This is a genomic window from Niallia sp. Sow4_A1 (assembly GCF_052116745.1).
Classification (GTDB): domain Bacteria; phylum Bacillota; class Bacilli; order Bacillales; family Cytobacillaceae; genus Niallia; species Niallia hominis.
The window spans coordinates 1-19947 of record NZ_JBQKKM010000037.1 but is presented as its reverse complement, the minus strand read 5'-3'; the positions used below and the strand labels follow the sequence as shown (position 1 = coordinate 19947).

Sequence of the window (19947 nt, the reverse complement as noted above, 5' to 3'; positions counted from 1 at the left end):
TAATCAAACACGGTAATGCTCCTTTTATTAATCGTTTTGTATGTTTACCAAGCTGGGAAAAGGAATGGAGTGCGTATGATTATTCGTATCGAGAATACGAAGCTCTCGGTTTAGATGGTCTATAGAAGTTGTTTTTCCAGATAAACATCTGATAGCTCCATCATGAAAAATCTCAAAGTGAAGCAAAAGATTATATTCGATTCCTTCAAGTAACAGTAACTCCATTTCGCGTATTTTATCTTCTTCTAAAATAGGCATTTTTATTTTTTGTGATTCCACTAAAATCTCTTTTATACTTTGAACATGTTCAGGCATCATCATCGCTGACCATTTAATTGTGCCTCGATCGCGCAGCATCTAAATCATCTCCTTACTTTTTTATCATAACAGAACAAGTGTTCGTAATCAAGAAGGGCTGGAAAGAAATCTATTATGTAAAAATAGGAAAAGGCATGTAAAAGGGAATAATCTTGAAAATTTTACGTATCCAAAAGAAATAAAAAATTATATACAGTATGTAAAACAAGAATTGACAATGAGAAATTACCGTGCTAATATTTTGTTAATTCGAAAAAGTACATAAAAAACTCTTATGTAGAGAGGTGGAGGGACTGGCCCGTTGATACCTCAGCAACCATTCTTTTTTAAGAAAAGGTGCTAATTCCAGCAAAGCGATGATGCTTTGAAAGATAAGAGGGGGATAAAGATACACGACGAAACCTCTCTTTTTTATAAAGGGAGGTTTTTATTTTTTATTATAGAAATGAACTGAAAATTAAATAGCGCAAATAGGTGCTTATGAATTCCCATTCATGGCTTAAAAGGGAAGACCGGTTAGAATCCGGCGCGGTCCCGCCACTGTAAGGAGGAACAAATTCTCATATCCACTGTCTTAACTAGATGGGAAGGAGAGAAGGAGTGATGATCCTAAGTCAGGAGACCTGCCTATTTGTAAGTAAGCTACTCTACGTGGATATAGAGGAGGGAGAATATGTGTTGGGAGAAGAATTGTCTCAACTCTAGTTAGTGCTGAACTTAAATGAGAAATCTCATAAGAGTCTGACTCCACTGTTTATCTAGGAAGCAAGAAAGTAGAGAGCTTCTATATAGATATGTGGACGTCCGGCTCTTTTTTTGACTAACTTTTGCTAGAGATAAAAAAATCGGAAATGGGGAAACAGCATGTATAAAAGTTCTAATTTAGGCTATCCAAGAATTGGAGAGAAACGAGAATGGAAAAGAGCATTGGAGCGTTATTGGAAGGGGGAGAGTTCGGAAGAAGAGCTGCTGGAAGAAACGAAAAAGCTTCGATTAAAAAACATACAAAAGCAAAAGCTTCAAGGAATTGATTTAATTCCTGTCGGTGATTTTAGTCTCTACGATCATGTATTAGATACGGCTGCGATGTTTGGGCAAGTGCCAGCTAGATTTGCTTATAATGGGGGGAAGGTTCCCTTGCAAACTTATTTTCAGATTGCTAGAGGAAATAAGTTTGCAGTAGCATCAGCCATGAAAAAATGGTTCAATACAAACTATCACTATATGGTGCCAGAGCTGGGAGAAAGAAAGCCACTATTAACAGAGAATCGCCCACTGGCATTTTTCCGGGAAGCAAAGGAAGCATTAGGAATCGAGGGAAAACCGGTATTGTTAGGACCACTGACCTTTATAAAATTAGCAAAAGGCTATGAAGAAGATAAGCTAGAAGAAACAGTGGAATCTTATCTCCCTTTATATGCACAAATTTTAACAGAGCTAGAAAGAGAGGGAGTGGAATGGCTTCAAATAGATGAACCATATTTAGTTACAGATGTCACACCAAGAGAATGGAACATTACACAGCAAATCTATCAAACATTGCAAAAGGCGGCCCCAAAATTAAAAGTGATTCTTCAAACCTATTTTGACGCTGTGACAGATTATAAAACGATTATTTCGTTACCTGTCGCAGGAATTGGTTTAGATTTTGTTCACGATGACGGAGAGAATTTAGCATCTATTCAGCAATATGGATTTCCAAAAGAGAAAGTCCTTGCTGCAGGTATTATTGATGGCAGAAATGTGTGGAGAGCTAATTTGGAAGAAAAGGGAGAGCTGCTTGCAGAAATACAGAAGGCTATCGGAAGTGACAAGATAATCATCCAGCCGTCATCAAGCTTGCTTCATGTACCAGTAACGGTGAAGGAAGAGCAAATAGATTTGATTTTAAAAGAGGCACTTTCCTTTGCAGATGAAAAATTACAAGAAATAAATACGTTAACAGAGGGAGCCAGAAAAGGAAAAGCAGTCATTCGAGCTCAAATCGATAAAAGTAAAGAAGCGATTATTAGATTGAACTCGTCCAGTGCAAGAAATAATCAAGTTCTTCAAGAAGAATTAAAAAGGGCTGCTGGCAAACCAGAAAGAAGCGATAATGCAAAAATAAGACAGCAAGCACAACAAGAAGCTTTCAAACTTCCAATTCTTCCGACAACGACAATCGGAAGTTTTCCACAGACGAAGGAAGTGCGGAAGGAGCGGTTAAAATGGCGAAAAGGAGAAATAACCAATGAAGAGTATGAGACTTTTATTCAAGCAGAAATTAAAAAATGGATAGAGATACAAGAGGATTTAGAGTTAGAAGTATTTGTTCATGGAGAATTTGAACGGACAGATATGGTGGAGTATTTTGGTGAGAAGCTAGCCGGCTTTCAGTTTACTAGGTTTGCTTGGGTTCAATCCTATGGTTCTCGTTGTGTGAAGCCACCCATTATTTATGGTGATGTCGCATATGAGAATCCAATGACCGTGAAAGAAACGGTCTATGCGCAAAGTCTGACGACTAAACCTGTAAAAGGAATGCTGACAGGGCCAATCACCATTTTGAACTGGTCATTTGTAAGAGATGATATTTCAAGAGCAGAAGTAGCGAAGCAAATCGCTTTCAGTCTCAAGAAAGAAGTGGAGGAGCTTGAGAGAAACAATATTCGTATGATTCAAGTAGATGAACCAGCTCTTCGGGAAGGACTGCCACTAAAAAAAGAAAAATGGAAGAAATATTTAGATGCAGCTGTCTACTCTTTTAAACTTGCAACAACGTCTGTGGAAAGAGAAACGCAAATTCATACACATATGTGCTACTCGAATTTTGAGGACATTATTGATGCCATTGATGCACTCGATGTCGATGTGATTTCTATCGAAACATCCAGAAGTCACGGGGAATTTATTCAAACATTTGCAAAGAAAACATACGAAAAAGGAATTGGACTTGGCGTATATGATATACATAGTCCAAGAGTGCCAACAAAAGAAGAAATTACCGAAAACATCGAAAACGCTCTAGCTGTTCTTGATCCACGCTTATTCTGGATTAATCCGGATTGTGGCTTGAAGACAAGGAATGAAGAGGAAACAATCGGTGCACTAGAAGTAATGGTAGAGGCAGCAAAGGGAATGAGAGAAAAGCTATTAGTGCAAAACCAGTGATAGATATAAAAACTTGTAACTTTTTATTTGTTGCAAGTTTTTTGTATTAGGCGCTGTTATTATTCATTGTGATTTTTTAGTAGCAGGAGAACGAATAAGCGGAGAATTTCCGACTAATGTATAGAGAAGGAGCCTAAATAGCGGATATAAAAGTAATGTTAGAATTTTCTCTGGACAAATTTGTCTAAGCTTTGCCACAAAGTTTTTAACAAAAAGCTGAATAAAATGGCCATTTCATGTATAATGTTAGTGGCTTTAAGAAATGGCAGGTAGATAAACGCGAAATACAATCAATAAAAGTTGAAGAAATGCTGTGTTTTTATCTATAATAAATAAGTTGAATGTATAAGCAGAAAGAGAGTGTTCATAATGGGTCGTAAATGGAACAATATTAAAGACAAAAAAGCTTCAAAAGATGCAAATACTAGTCGTATTTATGCAAAATTCGGCCGTGAAATTTTTGTAGCGGCAAAACAAGGGGAACCAGATCCAGAATCTAATCAAGCGCTAAAAGTTGTCCTAGAGCGCGCAAAAACATATAGTGTACCAAAACATATTATTGACCGTGCAATTGAAAAAGCAAAAGGCGGTTCCGAAGAAACATATGATGAGCTTCGCTATGAAGGCTTTGGTCCTAACGGTTCGATGGTAATCGTTGATGCTTTAACAAATAACGTAAACAGAACAGCTTCAGATGTTCGTGCCGCATTTGGTAAAAATGGTGGAAACATGGGAGTAAGTGGTTCCGTTTCTTATATGTTTGATGCAACAGCCGTTATTGGGGTAGAAGGAAAAACAGAAGAAGAAGCATTAGAGCTTCTAATGGAAGCAGATGTAGATGTACGCGATATTATGGAAGAAGAAGATTCTGTTATTGTATACGCAGAGCCAGATCAATTCCACGCTGTACAAGAAGCATTTAAACAAGCTGGTGTAACAGAATTCACCGTAGCCGAGCTAACAATGCTTGCACAAAACGATGTAACATTAGATCCAGACGCACAAGCACAATTCGAGAAAATGATTGATGCGATTGAAGATTTAGATGATGTGCAGCAAGTATATCATAACGTCGATTTAGGCGAGTAAGCTAGATAAGGATAAGGGAAAACTCACTTTTTGGTATGGAAATGGAACCATACAGAAAGTGGGTTTTTTGTTGTTTGAAGAAGAATATTTAAGCATATTTAAATTATTAATTTCCAAACTACACATAAATGTGTACGATTCTTGTTCAATAAACAGAGCAAAATTATTTTTCCAAATATATGTATAAGAACGTATATTCGTGTTATAGTTTCATTATAAAGTTATCTGGGGTGAGAATGATGAACTTACGAAACATCCATATGGAAGAACGAATGGAATATTATAATGTAAACGGTTTAAGTATTGCATTATTCGAAGAAGGTCAAATCAGTGGAACAAAAAACTATGGGTTACTTGAAGTGAAAAGCGATAGAAAGGTAAGTGATGATTCTATTTTCAGTGCATGTTCCATTAGTAAGTTCCTGACTGGAATAATAGCAATAAAGTTACTGGATGAAGGGCTTCTTGATTTAGATGAAAGTGTAAATGAAAGACTTGTAACGTGGAAAGTGCCTGAAAATAAATATACAAAAAATAAAAAAGTTACTTTAAGAAACTTACTTAGTCATCAATCGGGAATCAAGGACCCTGAAGGTAGTTTTTTTGAACAGAATTTAGATATAGGGTTTCCCTCGATGGTTGAATTGTTAGAGGGAAAATCCCATTATTGTAAAGTTCCTATTGAGGTGCAATTCGAGCCAGAAAGTGAATTTCATTATTCTGACGCGGGCTATTGTATTATTCAGCAACTAATAGAAGATGTAACGAAAAAGCAGTTTAATCATGTGGTAAATGAGCTAATATTTAAGCCATTGAAAATGGAAAATAGCTATTTAAATACAACGATGTTCGAGATAGGTAAAAAGGAGTTTTCTTGTGGTCATAATAAAAACGGTAAGTTGGTAGAAGAAAAATATCCTATCTACCCTTATCCTGCAGCTGCAGGATTATGGACGACTGCATTAGATTTAGCTACACTAGTCCTTGAGTTAATGAATGCATTAAAAGGAGAAAGTAAAATTGGAATTTCAAAAAGATTAGCTAAAGAAATGATAACTTCTCAAATAGGAAAAAGCTGGACTGGATTAGGTGTATTTTTAGATGGTTCCGAAAAAGAATTAGAAATTACATCTATGGGATGGGGAGTAGGTTTTCAATGTATGATGGTGGCGTACCCACACATAGAGAAAGGTGCCGTTATTATGACGAATGCAGAATTAGGTGTGCATCAATTGAAAGGGATTATTGGAGAAATTTATAAATCTCTTTTATTGTAATAAGCGTTAAATGTCTTATTGAACTAGCACTTTCTTTATTATTCCCAATAGGTTTTATCATAGGATTAAGTTTGCTTTTAGTAGGAATATTTAAGAAATCAGATACAAATAATTCCATGTGATAGATATTTGATTAAAGGAAATTGACATAAGTTGTTATTCTTTTTTTTGATTATTTCAGTAACTAAAGGGGTTAGTTGAAATAATAGAAATATAAAAGGGGAAGATAAACGATAATCAGGTTCTTTCAGTAGTATAAGATTTTGTGAAATGATGTACTTAGAGTAACGGAGGCCTTTCTTTAAAAAGAAAGTATATTTAATATATTGATAGTTCCTAATATTCCTAAAAAAGTTAGAAGAATTTATTTGTAGATGATTGTATCTGAAAATATAGTATGAATGGGAGTAGCAAACACAAGTTTTGCTACTCCATCTTTATCTAGGAATTCATTTCTCTTTGGACTAACAGGGTAGCATGGTTGAATAAGCTGAATTTTCTTGTTATTATAAAAGTGAACATACGTTCGTTTGGTTTTTTCCTAACTTTTGGGGGGGCTTAGAAAATGAATAAAATCAATCAATATGAAGACATAATTGAAAAATTATTTGAATTAAAGGACTATCCTGAAAAAATCCTTAATGAACCTATTTCAGAAGGAAAGTGGTCCATTAGAGAGATAGTGGGACATTTGTTTTATTGGGATAAATTTATATTAGAAAAGATGGTACCTTTGATGGCTAACGAGATGGTTTTACCGCCTTTTCCCAATCACGATTTACATAACAAGGAAGCTGTCGCCCATTTAAAGAAATATAAAAATGTTAGGGAGATAATCGACGATTTCGCAAAAACACGGAAACAATTAGTGAAAGAGTTAAAAGAGCTTGATAGGGATATCGAATTTCATATCGAAAATGAGCCAAACTCATTTTCACCAGAAAAATTCGTTGAAATATTTTTGGAACACGATATCCACCACTTAAACCAAGTGAAAGAAAAACTTAGATAATTAATGCTCTTTTAGCATAGGAATCTTCAAGGTTTTACTGGAATAGAATTGGAAAGTTAAAGAAGGATATTCTTAAAATGAGCAGAGTAGATAGGTTGTAATCTTCCGAGTATGGTTTTGTTATGTAGATTTAGGTTATTTAATGTACATAACTAAAAATTGGATGGGATTTAAATGACGATTAGTCTAAGTTTTGTTTTTGCAATTGGCTTTATTTTTATTCATTTCTTTTCTAAAGCAATGAAGTTTATCAAAGATTCACCTAGAAGTAGGTTTCTCTCCATTGCGGGAGGGATTGCTGTTTCTTATGTATTTATCCATCTATTGCCCTAATTAAGTAAACATCAAAGAGTATTGGAGCAAGCAGGAGCTAAAGGAGTCTTTCACCTATTTGAGAATCACGCCTATCTGATAGCTCTACTGGGATTGACTATTTTCTATGGACTAGAAAGAATGGTGAAGAATTCAAAAAAAGAAAGTGGTATGAAAAAAACGAAACCCGGTGTATTCTGGATTCATATAACATCTTTTTTTGTATATAATGCGCTAATAGGCTACCTTTTGATTAGAGAAACATATAAAAGTCATTGGGGGATGTTTTTCTACTTCTTAGCAATGGCGGTTCATTTTGTTACCAATGATCACAGTCTAAGGAAAGATCACAAAGAAATATATGACCATTTTGGAAGATGGTTACTGACATTGGCAATATTATTAGGATGGGTGGTTGGAGTATTTACAGAATTAAAAGAAGTTTATATCTCATTGCTCACAGCATTCTTGGCAGGTGGGATAATATTAAATGTACTAAAGGAAGAGTTGCCAGAAGAAAGAGAGAGCAGTTTCGTTGCTTTTTTTCTTGGTTTGGTGAGTTATTCTGTCTTGTTATTGCTTATTTAGCATTTATAAGGGGGTACATTAAAGAGGATTAGTCCCTTATATGTCGAATTAAAAGCATTATGAGATTGAAATGGATGGAAAGATCTAGGATGTATGAATAGCCACAGTAGAAGTAAGAAAAAAAGTTTGTGAATAAAGCATAAGGTGCGTTATTTAAATAAAAGGTAAATTATTACAACTAGAGGGAATATGAGCCTGGGAGAAAAGGTCTCCTTTTTATTTTTACTATTAATTTTCTTAAAAGGGGAATTAGAATGAATAAAAGTTGTTTTATCTGTAATAAGCATGTTGGCAATATCAAAACTTCGGGAGTAATGATTTATGAAGATGATTATGTATATGTTGGTCATATCGATAGAAAGGGAAAGCTAAACTATTTAGGTCATATTATGATTGATTTAAAAAGACATACTCCCTCACTTGCAGATATGACAGTAGAAGAAGCAAAGGCATTTGGAGTAATAATGACAAGAGTTAGTAAGGCTCTTAAGGAATCAGAAAACGCAGAACATATCTATTCACTTGTTTCTGGTAACTCTGTTCCGCATCTCCATATGCACATTGTGGCTCGTTATCCAAATACACCAAAAGAACATTGGGGACCAATGGAAGTTTATGATTGGCAAGATGCTCCAATGGGAGACAATGATCAAGTTGTGAAACTATGCAATCGAATAAAATTACATATAGAAAATAATTCATATAATAAACAAGCTTAGCGATGTATTATTAGATTTATTCAGGATAACATATTATTAAAAAGGAAAATAATACAAACGATGATTTTTCTATTTATTTCCATTATTTTATTTAATTTAATTGCCTTTCAAAAAAATAAAATAGCTAGCATGAATGCAATGTTTAGTATTTGGATATTTACCATTGCATTTCAGAACGTTTTTGATGTGATGGTCGAATTCAAGTACCATGGATATTGGTATTTTGATAAAGGTATTGATTGGCTTGGTGTCCTTGCACATACATTACTGATTCCTCCAGTAAACATCCTATTTTTAAGTTGGTTTCCTTTTGTATCCGATTTGAAAAGAAAGGTAATTTATATTGCTAGTTGGACAGTGGGAGTTATCATTTATGAAGCACTTGTTTTACTTCCAGAACCTTGGGGATATTTCCATTTGGGTTGGTGGCATTTATGGTATGAATTAATTGTTGTACCTATCCTTCTACTTATCTTATTAGTTTATTATAAATGGATTGGAAAGTTAGAAGTGATACTATTGGAAAGTTATAAGTATAATAAACAGTAATACAATTTCAGTAGGATGTAATCTTTTTAGGGAATTTAGCGATGAAAGGTTAGCTGAGGGAACATGGTTAAAAAGATAATGATAAAAGAAAACTCACTTTTTGTATGAAAAGGTCATACGAAAGGTGGGTTTTTTGTATAAAAAAAGAGTTATAATGGATGGGAAATATTAACTGAAGGAGTTTTTCAAAAAGGAGGAAAAGTATGAAAAAGCTTAACTTAAAAGTATGGATTCCTAGCATTGCTATAGAAGGAGCACTAGAATTAGTTGAGTTCAAATACTCAAAGGGCTTACAAATAACGTTAGAAGATATTCAGAATAATACTTATCAAATACAATTTAATAAAGAAAAGAATGGAAATTATATTTTAGCCTGTAGATTTGCAGATGAAATGAAGCGGAGTGATTTAGCAGAACCAGCTTTTCAGGCTCGTAAAAACGAAGTGGATACAGTCAGAAAATCATGGTCCTTATATAAGGCTATAAATTCAGATTTTGTAGATTGGTATGATCAACTACCTGGTCCAGGAAGTGAGCATTATCATATAGACCATTATATTATTGTTACCTCGGATGAAACCTTTGAAATTTTGAGTGAAGTAGAACCAACCATCATTAAATTAGCTTAAAAAAAGGTGTTAGATTAAAACTATTTAAAGATTCTCGTTATAAAAAAGAGCAGTTTTACAAGTGTTCATGAATCTCCTTAGCGAAAATATAAAACGTAGGAATGATATCAGGCCAAATTATAATATATGATCCAAACTCACAATTAATCACCTAACCAAGCAAGAATGTTAGCCAAATTGATATAGTGTAAATTGCTAAAAGAAAAAGGATATCTTTTCCTTTTGTCGAATGAAAGTATGAATCTTATATTATCCCAAAAGGAGGATCAAGATGAATACAATCATTCACAGAGTTGGAACAATCTATCTACCAGTTGAGAATCCAGAGTTAGCTTCAAACTGGTATCAAGAAAAATTAGGTGCAATTGAAAATTTCAGAAATGAAGAGAAAGCCATTCTGGATTTTGCGAATCAAAGCTTCTTTCTTGTTAAATCGCAGAAAGGAGAAAAAGCAGCCTTTCAAGATGGCAAAGATAAGGAGCATTTCTTTCTGACATTTGAAGTAGACGGTATAGAAGATTTAAAGAAACTTCATTACGTGTTAATGGAAAAAGGTGTAACGGTAGGGGATATAGAGGATAGAGGACATCCAGGTAATAATTTTGTCTTTTTCGATATGGATGGAAATAAATTTGATGTATGGAGTGAGTTAAGTCCAAGTTTTAAAGAGAAATACTTGATTAGTCAGGATTAATGAAAAATTCCAATTGAAGCTGTCTTTTAGATATTAAAGAAAGGAGACGATTAAAGATTGCGTTTTGTTTCCTTTAACTAAAAAGGTTTAATTGCACCTTGTATAACACAGAAAAAGAGACCAGGGTCCCCACCAACCTGGTCTCTTTTGTTTCAGTGTTTTGAATGATTTTGAATCATTATTAGGAAATCTTAAACTTATTAATCTGCTTATTTAATCTACTAGCTAAAATGTCTAATTCTTTGGCAGCACTAGCAATGGTTTCAGTTGATAGTAACTGTTCTTTTCCTGTTGCGGATATTTCTTCTGTACTTGCTGCAAATTCCTCCACACGGGATGTTAAATCTTGAATTTGATTCGACACCGTTTGCGAACTTCCATTAACCGTCTTCATAGCAGTTGCAGTTTGTTTAAAGCCGTCTACAATTCCTTCATACATTGTTCTAATTTTATCAAAAGCTTTTTCCGTAATATTTAATGCATCTCTTTGTTCATCGATTAATTTATTGGATTGTTCAATATTTGCAACAGCTAAATCGGTTTTCTCAGAAGTCTTTTCGATAATCGATGTTATCTCTCTTGCTGAATGGGAAGACTGTTCTGCTAATTTCCTTATTTCATCTGCTACTACGGAAAATCCTTTTCCAGCATCACCAGCTCTGGCAGCCTCTATAGAAGCATTTAGTGCCAATAAATTCGTTTGTTCTGCAATAGAGGTAATAATTCCAACAAATCCTGTAACTTGATGAATCATTTCTTTTAGTTCATTAATGGAATGATTGACTTCATTTGATACAAGAAGTGTTGCCTCCATTTTCCTCGTCTGTATATCGACACTTAATTGACCTTCCTTAATAGAATCCAATGAATGAGTAGCTTGTTCTGCGTTTTCAGATGTTTTCGCAGCTATTCCATCAATTAAAGAAACGACATCTGCTAAAGTCCCGCTAATTCCACTCATGGTGTCTGCTTGTTCGGAATTTCCGAGTGCTAGCTGATCTATTGTATTAACGATTTGTGTAATGGAGCTCACATTTTCATCTGTGTTTTTAGTAAGGTGATTGGATTGATTAGTGACCGTGGAAGACACTATTTGCAGTTCGGAAGTAATATTCTTAAGTGCTTTTCTAGTTTCATATAGTGCTCTTGCCATATTCCCTGTTTGGTCTTTTATTTCTACTAATTTTTCTAAGTCATCATCTGTATCAGCCAAATCTAAATCGGCTGTTTTCTTTGCAAATTCCGTCACCTTCACAATCGGTTTTTCGATTGCTTTGCCTAAAATATAAGATAAGATAATACCAATAATTAATGAAATAATTAATCCCCATAATATGGGTGTAGGAATCATAAAGCCAGTTTGCATTGGCTGTGCCGCGCCAATACTTGGATCAGCAGTAGCTGTATCGCTGCCACTCCCATTCATAAATAAAGAGGCACTTACATTAATAATAGCTACTAACACTGAGTTTAATAAAGATAAAAGGATAATCTTTGTTGATATTTTTTTCATATAGTTATGACCGCCGTTTACAATTTAATTTTTGAATGACCAATATAATTATATTGGAATTTCTTAGATGTAAAATATATAATATTCAAAAAGATTATATATTTCTAGCCTAATCATTAGGAAAATAGTTATCTTGTTTTTCCAATTCTCTTTAAAACTTGCTAAAAAGTCTTCCGCGATCCTCCTTAATGTGAAAATCTGAGTATAAAGTCCTGTTTATGGTTCTTATTATTACTATTTAACCTTAATTTATCCTTAAGAGAGAATATAGGCGGAAGTCTGATAGTAGGAAATTAGTTGAAAAAGATAGAATAGTGCGGAGAAATAATTTTAAAATAAGCAAATATGGCAACTAATACAACGAGGTGAGTAAATGTTTTTTGAAATGACTTATCAAATAAGAGTATCGGATATAGTGAACGGAATAAAGTGGTACAGTACTTTTTTTCAAAGGGAACCGGATTTTGTTCCCCATGAAGGGTTTGCAGAATGGGAAATACTGCCGGGATGCTGGCTGCAAGTGGCAGAAGGTATTCCATCCGAAGGAAGCGGACCGCTCCGCTTTGCCGTAAAGGATATTAACTTCGAGCAGGATCGGTTAAGGAGCGAGTTAGAAATAGAAGGTTTACAGATAGAAGGGAGGGCAGAGGTGCCAGTTAGATGGGGAACTTTCCAGGATCCATGGGGAAATCAGATTGGTTTGTTTGAATACAACGATAAAGAGGAAGAACGAGAACGAATGATGGCTATTTTAAGCAAACAGCTGTAAAGGAAAAGAGGGACTAATTTGCAAGATAAGATAAATGCTATAGTAGAAAACATGCTACCAACGGCAAAAGGGAAAAGAGTAGTCGTAGGTGTAGACGGGCTAAGCCGGTCTGGAAAAACAACCATGGTAAAAAAACTAGAAGCAAGTCTCCTTGAAAGAGGACTTTCTGTGAAAGTTTTACATATAGATGATTATATTGTAGAAAGAAATCGGCGTTATCATACTGGTTATGAGGAATGGTATGAATACTATCATTTACAATGGGATGTCCAAGCATTACAGGAAAAACTTTTTAAAAAGCTCAAAAATGCAACAGAAATACAGTTGCCTACATATAATTCCCAATCGGATACCCAACAAATAGAAATAATTTCATTGTTACATACTGACTTAATCATAATGGAGGGAGTTTTTTTACAACGAATAGAATGGAGAGATTTTTTTGACTTTATTCTTTATTTAGATTGCCCAAAAGAAATTAGGTTTTCACGAGAAAGGAAAGAAACGCAGCTGAATCTAGATAAATTCAAAAATAGGTACTGGAAGGCAGAGGATTATTATATTGAGAAAGAATGTCCGAAAAAACGCGCAAATATCGTATTTCACGTTTAAGGGAAAAGGGCGACAAGATAGGGCAAGTGATTTTTTTTTTGCAAGATGGTGGATTCTCCTCATTGTTGCCCCTTTTTTGGCTGTAGAAGAGTAAAGAGTGTCCTCTATTGGGAAAGAAGAATAGAAGAGTGCAAAGGAGATAGACTTTGTATTAAATAGTCATCACTAGAATGTAAAGGTAACTTGACGTTAAGTTTCCTTTACATTTATACTGTAAAGGAATATAGGTGGTGATGAATTTGAAAAATAAATTAAGTGAACATAGAAAGCAATTTGGTTTGTCTCAAGATAAATTAGCTGAAAAGTTAGGTGTTTCCAGACAAACAATTATTTCAATTGAAAAGGGGAGATACAATCCATCCCTCCCTTTAGCAATGATGATCGCCGAAATATTTCAAACAAATGTGGAAAATATTTTTATCTTAGAAGAAGGAGATTATAAATAAATTTTGCTTACAAATTAGGAGGGAGTATATATGAAATCAAGGTTAGGTTATATAGTCATTGGTTTTCTTTTATTGATAGAAAGTGGTTATTTCCTATATGGTGGAATGACAGGTGATTTTCCATTATCTCCAACTTATGCACTAATTCTTGCGTTATCTGTTATGTTTCTTTCTCTTGGTTATTTGCATCCACAATTTAAGAATAAAGATGAAAGAATGAAAGTAATACGAGAAAAAGGAATGTTTTACTCCTATTTTATTATAATGTTTTATTTTTTTCTGTTTATTATATTAATTCACTTTCAAGTTATTAGTATAAGTGCAATGGGAATTGTTTTAATTCTTGCTGCACTTACTATTATGACAGTCTTCCTTTCGATGGTTGTTTTATCTTTGATTTTATGATGAGGGGATTAACTAATAATGAAAGTGGCTGCTAATTTCCTTGTTGTTTCATATGGATTCTATTTCATGTAAATTTAACGATTTATGGTAAAATAAGGTTATGTTTTAACGGGAATATAAGTTATTTGACTGAAGAAGTTAGTTTTTATTCAGACAGAATGAGGTGATTTTTTTATTGAAAACGTTAGAGCAAGATTCTCAGTACATTAGGTCTGTAAGTCTTAAAAGAGACCATATTTTATCTTATGACAACTTTCCGCTTAATCTGCCAACTATTCAGAACTTAAATGAATTACAGTTTCATCCTAATGTTACTTATATTATCGGTGAAAACGGAATGGGAAAATCAACATTACTAGAGGGGATTGCTATTGCATTAGGATTCAATCCAGAAGGCGGCACATTGAATTTTCATTTTTCGAGTTATGACTCTCATTCAAATTTAGACGAATACTTACGTTTAATCAAAGGAGTAAACCGGCCAAAGGAACACTTTTTCTTTAGAGCTGAAACTTTTTATAATGTAGCAACCAATATAGAAGATTTAGATAAAGAAGAACCATTTTTGGATCCCAAAATTATAGATTCTTATGGAGGTAAATCACTTCATGAACAATCCCATGGAGAATCATTCTTTGCCGTATTTAACGAGCGTTTTCAAGGAAATGGTTTATATATTTTAGACGAACCAGAAGCAGCCTTGTCACCCTTAAGACAAATGACGATGCTGGCTAGAATCAATGAACTTGTTAATAAAGGATCTCAATTTATCATCGCTACCCATTCGCCGATAATTATGGCATATCCAAATGCTAAAATCATCCAAATTACAGAAGAAGGATTAAGTGAGTCTAAATTGGAAGATACTCAACATTATTCTATTATGAAACAGTTTTTTGCAGATAAGAACCGAATATTACACCACCTTTTCAATTAACAAGAATTTATAGCATAGGACAGATTATACTTATCTAGTATTGGATAGATAAGTTAACTAGGCATCTGAATAGCAATGATTCAATTAAAATGTTCGAATTGTTCATTAAGCTAGGGATGCAATCCTAACAATCTAAACAAACTTGACAATACGAAGCAAAGACAGGAGTGAGGTTATGAAATTTCTGCTTACATCTGGAGGCGTCAATAACAAAATCATACACGACGCACTGGTTGATATGCTAGGAAAGCCGATTGCTGAGGCAAACGCTCTGTGCATTCCCACAGCGATGTATGGACATCCTTGGGTTGGCCCTGGAGTCAAAGCATGGCAGTTCATCAGTGGAAAAGAAGAGAATCCCATGGTCAACCTTGGCTGGAAGTCAGTTGGCGTGTTGGAGCTTACAGCACTTCCAAGTATCGACGAAAACCAATGGATACCACTTGTTCAAGAAACAGATGTACTGCTAGTGTCAGGCGGCGACGCCCTTTACCTGTGCCACTGGATGCGTCAATCTGGACTGGCAGACCTTTTAACATCACTGAACTCAGTTTATGTTGGAATGAGTGCTGGGAGCATGGTTTTGACACCTAGAATAGGAGAATACTTTGTTGGCTGGACTCCACCAAGTGGAAGTGATGGAACACTGAGAATAGTTGATTTTTCCATTTTTCCGCATCTAGATCACGAGATGCTGCCAGGAAATACCATGGCTGCTGCAGAGAGATGGGCAGTCGAGATACAGGGACCTGCATATGCAATTGATGATCAAACTGCAATCAAAGTAGTTGACGGAGCGGTAGAAGTTTTATCTGAAGGGCAATGGAAACTATTTACACCTTGAGCATGATATACGCCCGCTTCTTTAAATAATTTCATGGAATAGTGGGATAGTTCGACATGTTTGGTGGCGTTGCTGTGTAGCTTACCTAGCAAGGGCGGATGATCATAACTCAGCAACTACTGTCTAAATTCAATAGTAGTAAATGGCGCTGGATTTTTTAACGCTCATTCAGAATTAATAGATCCTTTAAAATAGGGAAGATTAGAGGCAAAAAACAAAAGAGACCAAAAGGAAGTAACTATCCTTTTTTGGTCTCTTTTATTTTTATAGGGATTTCATAAATTATGCTTCATTATTCAAATTGCTATTTAAATTGAGCAAGCCTTTTTTGAAAAGATAATCTTTCACACTTCCAATAAATATCTGCTGAAATAATGCTAATCTTAGAATATACTATTATCATTGGGTTAATGTTGTTAATTAATCCTAACATTCCAAGATTTTTAGCAGGAATAATATAAAACTACCATGGGAGAGCATAGAATGAACAAAAAAATGAACTATTTAATCATGATTTTAATGACGATTGTTATGGTTGGTTGTGCCAATGTAGAAGATACTTCAAATAAAAATGGAGAAACAGAAATACAAGAAGTAACCACTGTTAATACAAATGAAAATAGTGAAGAAGAAACGAGCACGAAGGATGACGATGAATCAGTAGTAGAAGAGACACAAACCGAGCCAAATAATGAACTGTTCGCAGGGTATAAACTTATGGAAGTTGATGGAGGAGATCTGTCTGGACACCGTGAATCAAACGTTGTCGTTGACATTGGTTATGGCGACCGTGAATATTGGGCATTTACCAATGAATACGGGCAATTAGTACGTGTTGTAGCTGATGAAATCATTCTTCAAGATGACGATAATGAACCTGTATTATCTTCTGGCAGATACTATCCCGACGAGGCGAAGGTTCCTGGTGTGGAAAGTGATGTTTTAGATGAAGGACATATCATTGCCGATTCACTTGGAGGGGTCTCAAATGCTTATAATATTACCCCACAAGATAGTACGCTAAACCGACATGGTGATCAAGCTTATATGGAAGAAGTGATCCGCAAGGCAGGCGGAGCGACAAATTTTGAAGCAATTATCACCTATCCGAATACAGAAACGCAAATTCCCTCCAGTTATCAGTATACCTATACAATAAAGGGAAATGTCATTACGGATTCATTTGACAATGTGAATCCTGATGAAGTAAACGAATCTCTTGGTTTAACAGATAGTGAGCCTACCGATTCAAGTAGTTCCAACACAAATGAGGATATTTCCAGCATTGATACAAATGGAAATGGTATGGTGACAATCGCAGAAGCAAAGGCAGCCGGTTTCAGTATGCCAATAACAAGTGATCATTGGTTGTACAAATATATGCGCGATAATGATAACGACGGGATGGTAGGAGAATAAGCGACTAGAACTTTAGAAGATTGGAAAACTCCTCCCATACTAGGGGAATGATTTGAATTCATTCATCGAAGCAACAGATAAAAAGTCCAAAGAAAAAGATTGTTAGCACTTTGTGGGTAATAAAAGGGAGAGAAATTAGTAACAGTTTCCATTAGAAAAATAGGAAACAAATTATACGAAAAAATGCAGCTGATACAATCAGTTGCATTTTTTTTTATACTTATAAACATATTAATAGACACCTAATTTGATTTTTGAAAAGCACTAAGTTAGCTCACTTGTTCTGTGTTTGAGTCACCTTAGCTGCAGTTGATTTCACAATGTATGCTTATAATGCTACTATTGTGAATCAAAAATCTGATATGGTTTTCACACATCTTCTTGGAGAAAGGATAAGGTTAAAATTTTTAGAGGGTAAGAGAGAGTGAGGAGGGTTGTAACCTAAGTTATTAAAATATGCATAAGCAGGGAGTATAGAGTGTTTGAAATCCTTCTATATAGATTTTTGGCACTTTTTATTTATATTTTAATTGGTATGTCAACACTAAACTGAACAAAATTATTAAGGAACACATACCATTTTATAGTTTCTAAATAATTGGTACTTAGACGAAAAACAGTGTGTGCTGTTTGTCACTTGACTCGGAGCCTCTGCGGGCAAGATTATGAGCCAGGAAGCAAGATTTATCAAATAATCTGGCTCAGCCATCAAAGCTATCACGCCCGCCTCTCCAAGTAAAGTGGGTGCTTCTTACTTAATATGACTCGTTTTTATTAGATGCTTGCGCTTATATTCTTTAGGGGTTAAATAGTCCAGTGATCCATGAATTCGAATATTATTAAACCAATTAACGTAATCAAATAGCTCTAGATCAAGTTTTTGTTGACTATCGAAAACCTTCCCATTAACGAACTCTGTTTTAATAGTTTTGAAGGTTGCCTCGGCAACTGCATTGTCATAAGGTGTCCCTTTTTCACTTAAAGATCTCGCAATACCAAACGTCTCTAATGCCTCGTCTATCAGTTTATTTTTAAACTCACTTCCTCGATCCGTGTGAAATAATTCGAGGCGGTTTAGGTTATGTTTTACCGATGAAAAGGCACGTTGAACTAGCCCAGCACTCTTATTAGGGCCAGCACTGTAACCAATAATTTCACGATTATATAAATCTACTAAAACACAAATATAATGCCAGTTTTGCTTCACTCGAACATATGTTAAATCACTCACAATCACTTTCAATTCCTTGTCTTGCTTAAATTCACGATTCAAGACATTTCCAATTTCGGACTCATTTACGATTGATTTTCTAGGTTTGTATTGGGCAACTGTATATTTGGAGACAAGTCCTTGTTCTTTCATTATTCGCCCAATACGACGACGTGACACTTTCCATCCTTGCTTTTGAAGTTCTTTTTTTATTTTTCTTTGTCCATAAATATTCCGACTATCTTTAAAAATTTTAACAATTATAGCTGTTAATTCATCATCCTGATTATCTCGGATTTCCGCCTCATAGTAGTACGTGCTTCTAGGTAGTTGTAGGACGGCGCACATTGCTGATATCGAGTATTTGTGAAGGTTATTCCGAATCACATCTACTTTCGTCCCATTATCAGCGCGGCTTGCTTTAAAATATCATTCTCCATCATTAGCCGTTGATTTTCTTTACGAAGCCGAATTAATTCTTCTTGCTCCGGAGTTCTATTGTCTTTTTCCTCAAACGATCCACTTGTATTATGCTGGCGAACCCACTTATCAAAGGCAGATAGCGTCAGCTCATATTCTTTGATAATCCTTCACTTCTAGATTTACCTGTAAGGTGCAGCTGAACAATTTGTTCTTTAAATTCTTTCGTGAATGTTCTTCTTTCTCTTTTGGTCAGACTTCATTCTCCCTAACTTTAATGAATTAAGTTTATTTGACCTTAATAAATCTGTCCAACTAAGTGTAACCTATCCAAATTTAGGTTAAGAAGGATTTTAAAAGTAAAAAATGAATATAAAACATACTCATCCAAAATTAGGGGGAAATGAAATGTGGAAAGAATTTGTCAACTCCATTTCTAAGGACTATCACTTTAAAGACCCTGTAACAAAGATTGAGCTTGCTCAGATTCAAAAAGAATTAAATGTTGAATTACCAGAAGAATTAACGGCCATTTTTAATGAAACAAATGGTGTGTTTGACAACAGGAATTGTCCTTTGGTTTGGTCAGCTTCCCAAATTATGAAGGACAATCTATTTTATAGAAATTTTGAAGATTATAGAGATATTTATATGCCATTTGATAATCTTCTCTTTTTTTCAGACGCAGGCAATGGCGATTTATTTTGTTATGCAATATTAAAAAACGGAACCATTGAAAAAACCGATATTTACGTTTGGAATCACGAGGATGATAGTCGTACTTGGGTTGCAGCGTCATTAAAGCATTTTATTGAAGGCTGGATTACTAGTGAGATTGGTGTTTAGTCGGTTTGAAAACAGAGTTTGTTAAGAATTACACTTAAAGTAACGGAGCAGTTTAGTTGAAGAAGAAAAATTAAATATTAACTCAACTTTCGCACCAAAAAAATAAGTGCAAATCGTTAGTTGTATTGCGTCTATGGTCTATTAAATATGTTGCTTGACAGTGTTTAATAAAATGAAATAACACCTCAT

Annotated in this window: 20 protein-coding genes, 1 pseudogene and 2 riboswitches; of the genes and pseudogenes, 18 read left to right on the top strand and 3 right to left on the bottom strand. The window is 34.7% G+C overall.

Annotated elements, in window-relative coordinates; genetic code table 11:
- Positions 1–27: 27 nt before the first annotated feature.
- The gene (locus ACTQ5K_RS18145; RefSeq protein WP_235247648.1) at positions 28–357 is read right to left on the bottom strand and encodes a YolD-like family protein; all 330 of its coding nucleotides are present in this window, start codon (positions 355–357) and stop codon (positions 28–30) included.
- 230 nt (positions 358–587) lie between these two features.
- A riboswitch (SAM riboswitch) is annotated at positions 588–696 on the top strand.
- 77 nt (positions 697–773) lie between these two features.
- A riboswitch (cobalamin riboswitch) is annotated at positions 774–963 on the top strand.
- Positions 964–1182: 219 nt separating this feature from the next.
- On the opposite strand from ACTQ5K_RS18145, the gene metE reads away from it, so the two are divergent.
- From metE to ACTQ5K_RS18095, 10 genes are all read left to right on the top strand, one after another.
- A complete protein-coding gene (gene metE / locus ACTQ5K_RS18140) occupies positions 1183–3468 on the top strand; it encodes a 5-methyltetrahydropteroyltriglutamate--homocysteine S-methyltransferase (protein ID WP_284561654.1) in 2286 nt (761 codons plus the stop codon).
- 369 nt (positions 3469–3837) lie between these two features.
- A complete protein-coding gene (locus ACTQ5K_RS18135) occupies positions 3838–4557 on the top strand; it encodes a YebC/PmpR family DNA-binding transcriptional regulator (RefSeq protein ID WP_031538040.1) in 720 nt (239 codons plus the stop codon).
- A gap of 239 nt (positions 4558–4796) precedes the next feature.
- Entirely contained in the window at positions 4797–5834 is a 1038-nt protein-coding gene (locus ACTQ5K_RS18130) for a serine hydrolase domain-containing protein (protein WP_235247646.1), read from the top strand.
- A gap of 565 nt (positions 5835–6399) precedes the next feature.
- Positions 6400–6846, top strand: coding sequence for a DinB family protein (locus tag ACTQ5K_RS18125; RefSeq protein WP_441994181.1), 447 nt, complete (start codon positions 6400–6402; stop codon positions 6844–6846).
- A 174-nt stretch (positions 6847–7020) separates the two neighbouring features.
- The gene (locus ACTQ5K_RS18120) at positions 7021–7179 is read left to right on the top strand and encodes a hypothetical protein (protein ID WP_441994180.1); all 159 of its coding nucleotides are present in this window, start codon (positions 7021–7023) and stop codon (positions 7177–7179) included.
- A 120-nt stretch (positions 7180–7299) separates the two neighbouring features.
- Positions 7300–7746: a hypothetical protein gene (locus ACTQ5K_RS18115; protein ID WP_441994179.1), complete on the top strand. Its 447-nt coding sequence runs from the start codon at positions 7300–7302 to the stop codon at positions 7744–7746.
- Positions 7747–8000: 254 nt separating this feature from the next.
- Entirely contained in the window at positions 8001–8465 is a 465-nt protein-coding gene (locus ACTQ5K_RS18110; RefSeq protein ID WP_235247643.1) for an HIT family protein, read from the top strand.
- 60 nt (positions 8466–8525) lie between these two features.
- The gene (locus tag ACTQ5K_RS18105; protein ID WP_031538032.1) at positions 8526–9014 is read left to right on the top strand and encodes a hypothetical protein; all 489 of its coding nucleotides are present in this window, start codon (positions 8526–8528) and stop codon (positions 9012–9014) included.
- A gap of 203 nt (positions 9015–9217) precedes the next feature.
- Positions 9218–9643: a hypothetical protein gene (locus tag ACTQ5K_RS18100; RefSeq protein WP_031538031.1), complete on the top strand. Its 426-nt coding sequence runs from the start codon at positions 9218–9220 to the stop codon at positions 9641–9643.
- A gap of 271 nt (positions 9644–9914) precedes the next feature.
- Positions 9915–10337 (top strand): VOC family protein, encoded by a 423-nt coding sequence (locus ACTQ5K_RS18095; protein ID WP_031538030.1) that lies wholly within the window; start codon positions 9915–9917, stop codon positions 10335–10337.
- Positions 10338–10518: 181 nt separating this feature from the next.
- On the opposite strand, the gene ACTQ5K_RS18090 is transcribed toward ACTQ5K_RS18095, so the two are convergent.
- Positions 10519–11850 carry a methyl-accepting chemotaxis protein gene (locus tag ACTQ5K_RS18090; RefSeq protein ID WP_441994177.1) on the bottom strand — a complete coding sequence of 444 codons (1332 nt, stop codon included), beginning with the start codon at positions 11848–11850 and terminating at the stop codon, positions 10519–10521.
- 373 nt (positions 11851–12223) lie between these two features.
- On the opposite strand from ACTQ5K_RS18090, the gene ACTQ5K_RS18085 reads away from it, so the two are divergent.
- The 7 genes from ACTQ5K_RS18085 (at position 12224) to ACTQ5K_RS18055 (ending at position 17282) form a co-directional block, all read left to right on the top strand.
- Entirely contained in the window at positions 12224–12619 is a 396-nt protein-coding gene (locus ACTQ5K_RS18085) for a VOC family protein (RefSeq protein ID WP_031538028.1), read from the top strand.
- 18 nt (positions 12620–12637) lie between these two features.
- Entirely contained in the window at positions 12638–13231 is a 594-nt protein-coding gene (locus ACTQ5K_RS18080; protein ID WP_441994175.1) for a kinase, read from the top strand.
- A 239-nt stretch (positions 13232–13470) separates the two neighbouring features.
- Positions 13471–13677, top strand: a complete 207-nt coding sequence (locus ACTQ5K_RS18075; RefSeq protein WP_235252741.1) for a helix-turn-helix transcriptional regulator — start codon at positions 13471–13473, stop codon at positions 13675–13677.
- A 30-nt stretch (positions 13678–13707) separates the two neighbouring features.
- Complete coding sequence (locus tag ACTQ5K_RS18070) at positions 13708–14082, top strand: hypothetical protein (RefSeq protein WP_031538025.1); 375 nt, start codon at positions 13708–13710, stop codon at positions 14080–14082.
- Between the two features lie 175 nt (positions 14083–14257).
- A complete protein-coding gene (locus ACTQ5K_RS18065) occupies positions 14258–15019 on the top strand; it encodes an AAA family ATPase (protein ID WP_031538024.1) in 762 nt (253 codons plus the stop codon).
- 175 nt (positions 15020–15194) lie between these two features.
- Entirely contained in the window at positions 15195–15863 is a 669-nt protein-coding gene (locus ACTQ5K_RS18060) for a Type 1 glutamine amidotransferase-like domain-containing protein (RefSeq protein WP_031538023.1), read from the top strand.
- A gap of 483 nt (positions 15864–16346) precedes the next feature.
- On the top strand, positions 16347–17282 hold the full coding sequence (locus ACTQ5K_RS18055) for a DNA/RNA non-specific endonuclease (RefSeq protein ID WP_251627977.1): 936 nt from the start codon (positions 16347–16349) through the stop codon (positions 17280–17282).
- Between the two features lie 751 nt (positions 17283–18033).
- Here ACTQ5K_RS18055 and ACTQ5K_RS18050 read toward each other — a convergent pair.
- Positions 18034–19168, bottom strand: a pseudogene (locus tag ACTQ5K_RS18050) (IS3 family transposase).
- A 152-nt stretch (positions 19169–19320) separates the two neighbouring features.
- Here ACTQ5K_RS18050 and ACTQ5K_RS18045 point away from each other — a divergent pair.
- Complete coding sequence (locus tag ACTQ5K_RS18045) at positions 19321–19758, top strand: SMI1/KNR4 family protein (RefSeq protein ID WP_031538011.1); 438 nt, start codon at positions 19321–19323, stop codon at positions 19756–19758.
- Positions 19759–19947: the final 189 nt, after the last annotated feature.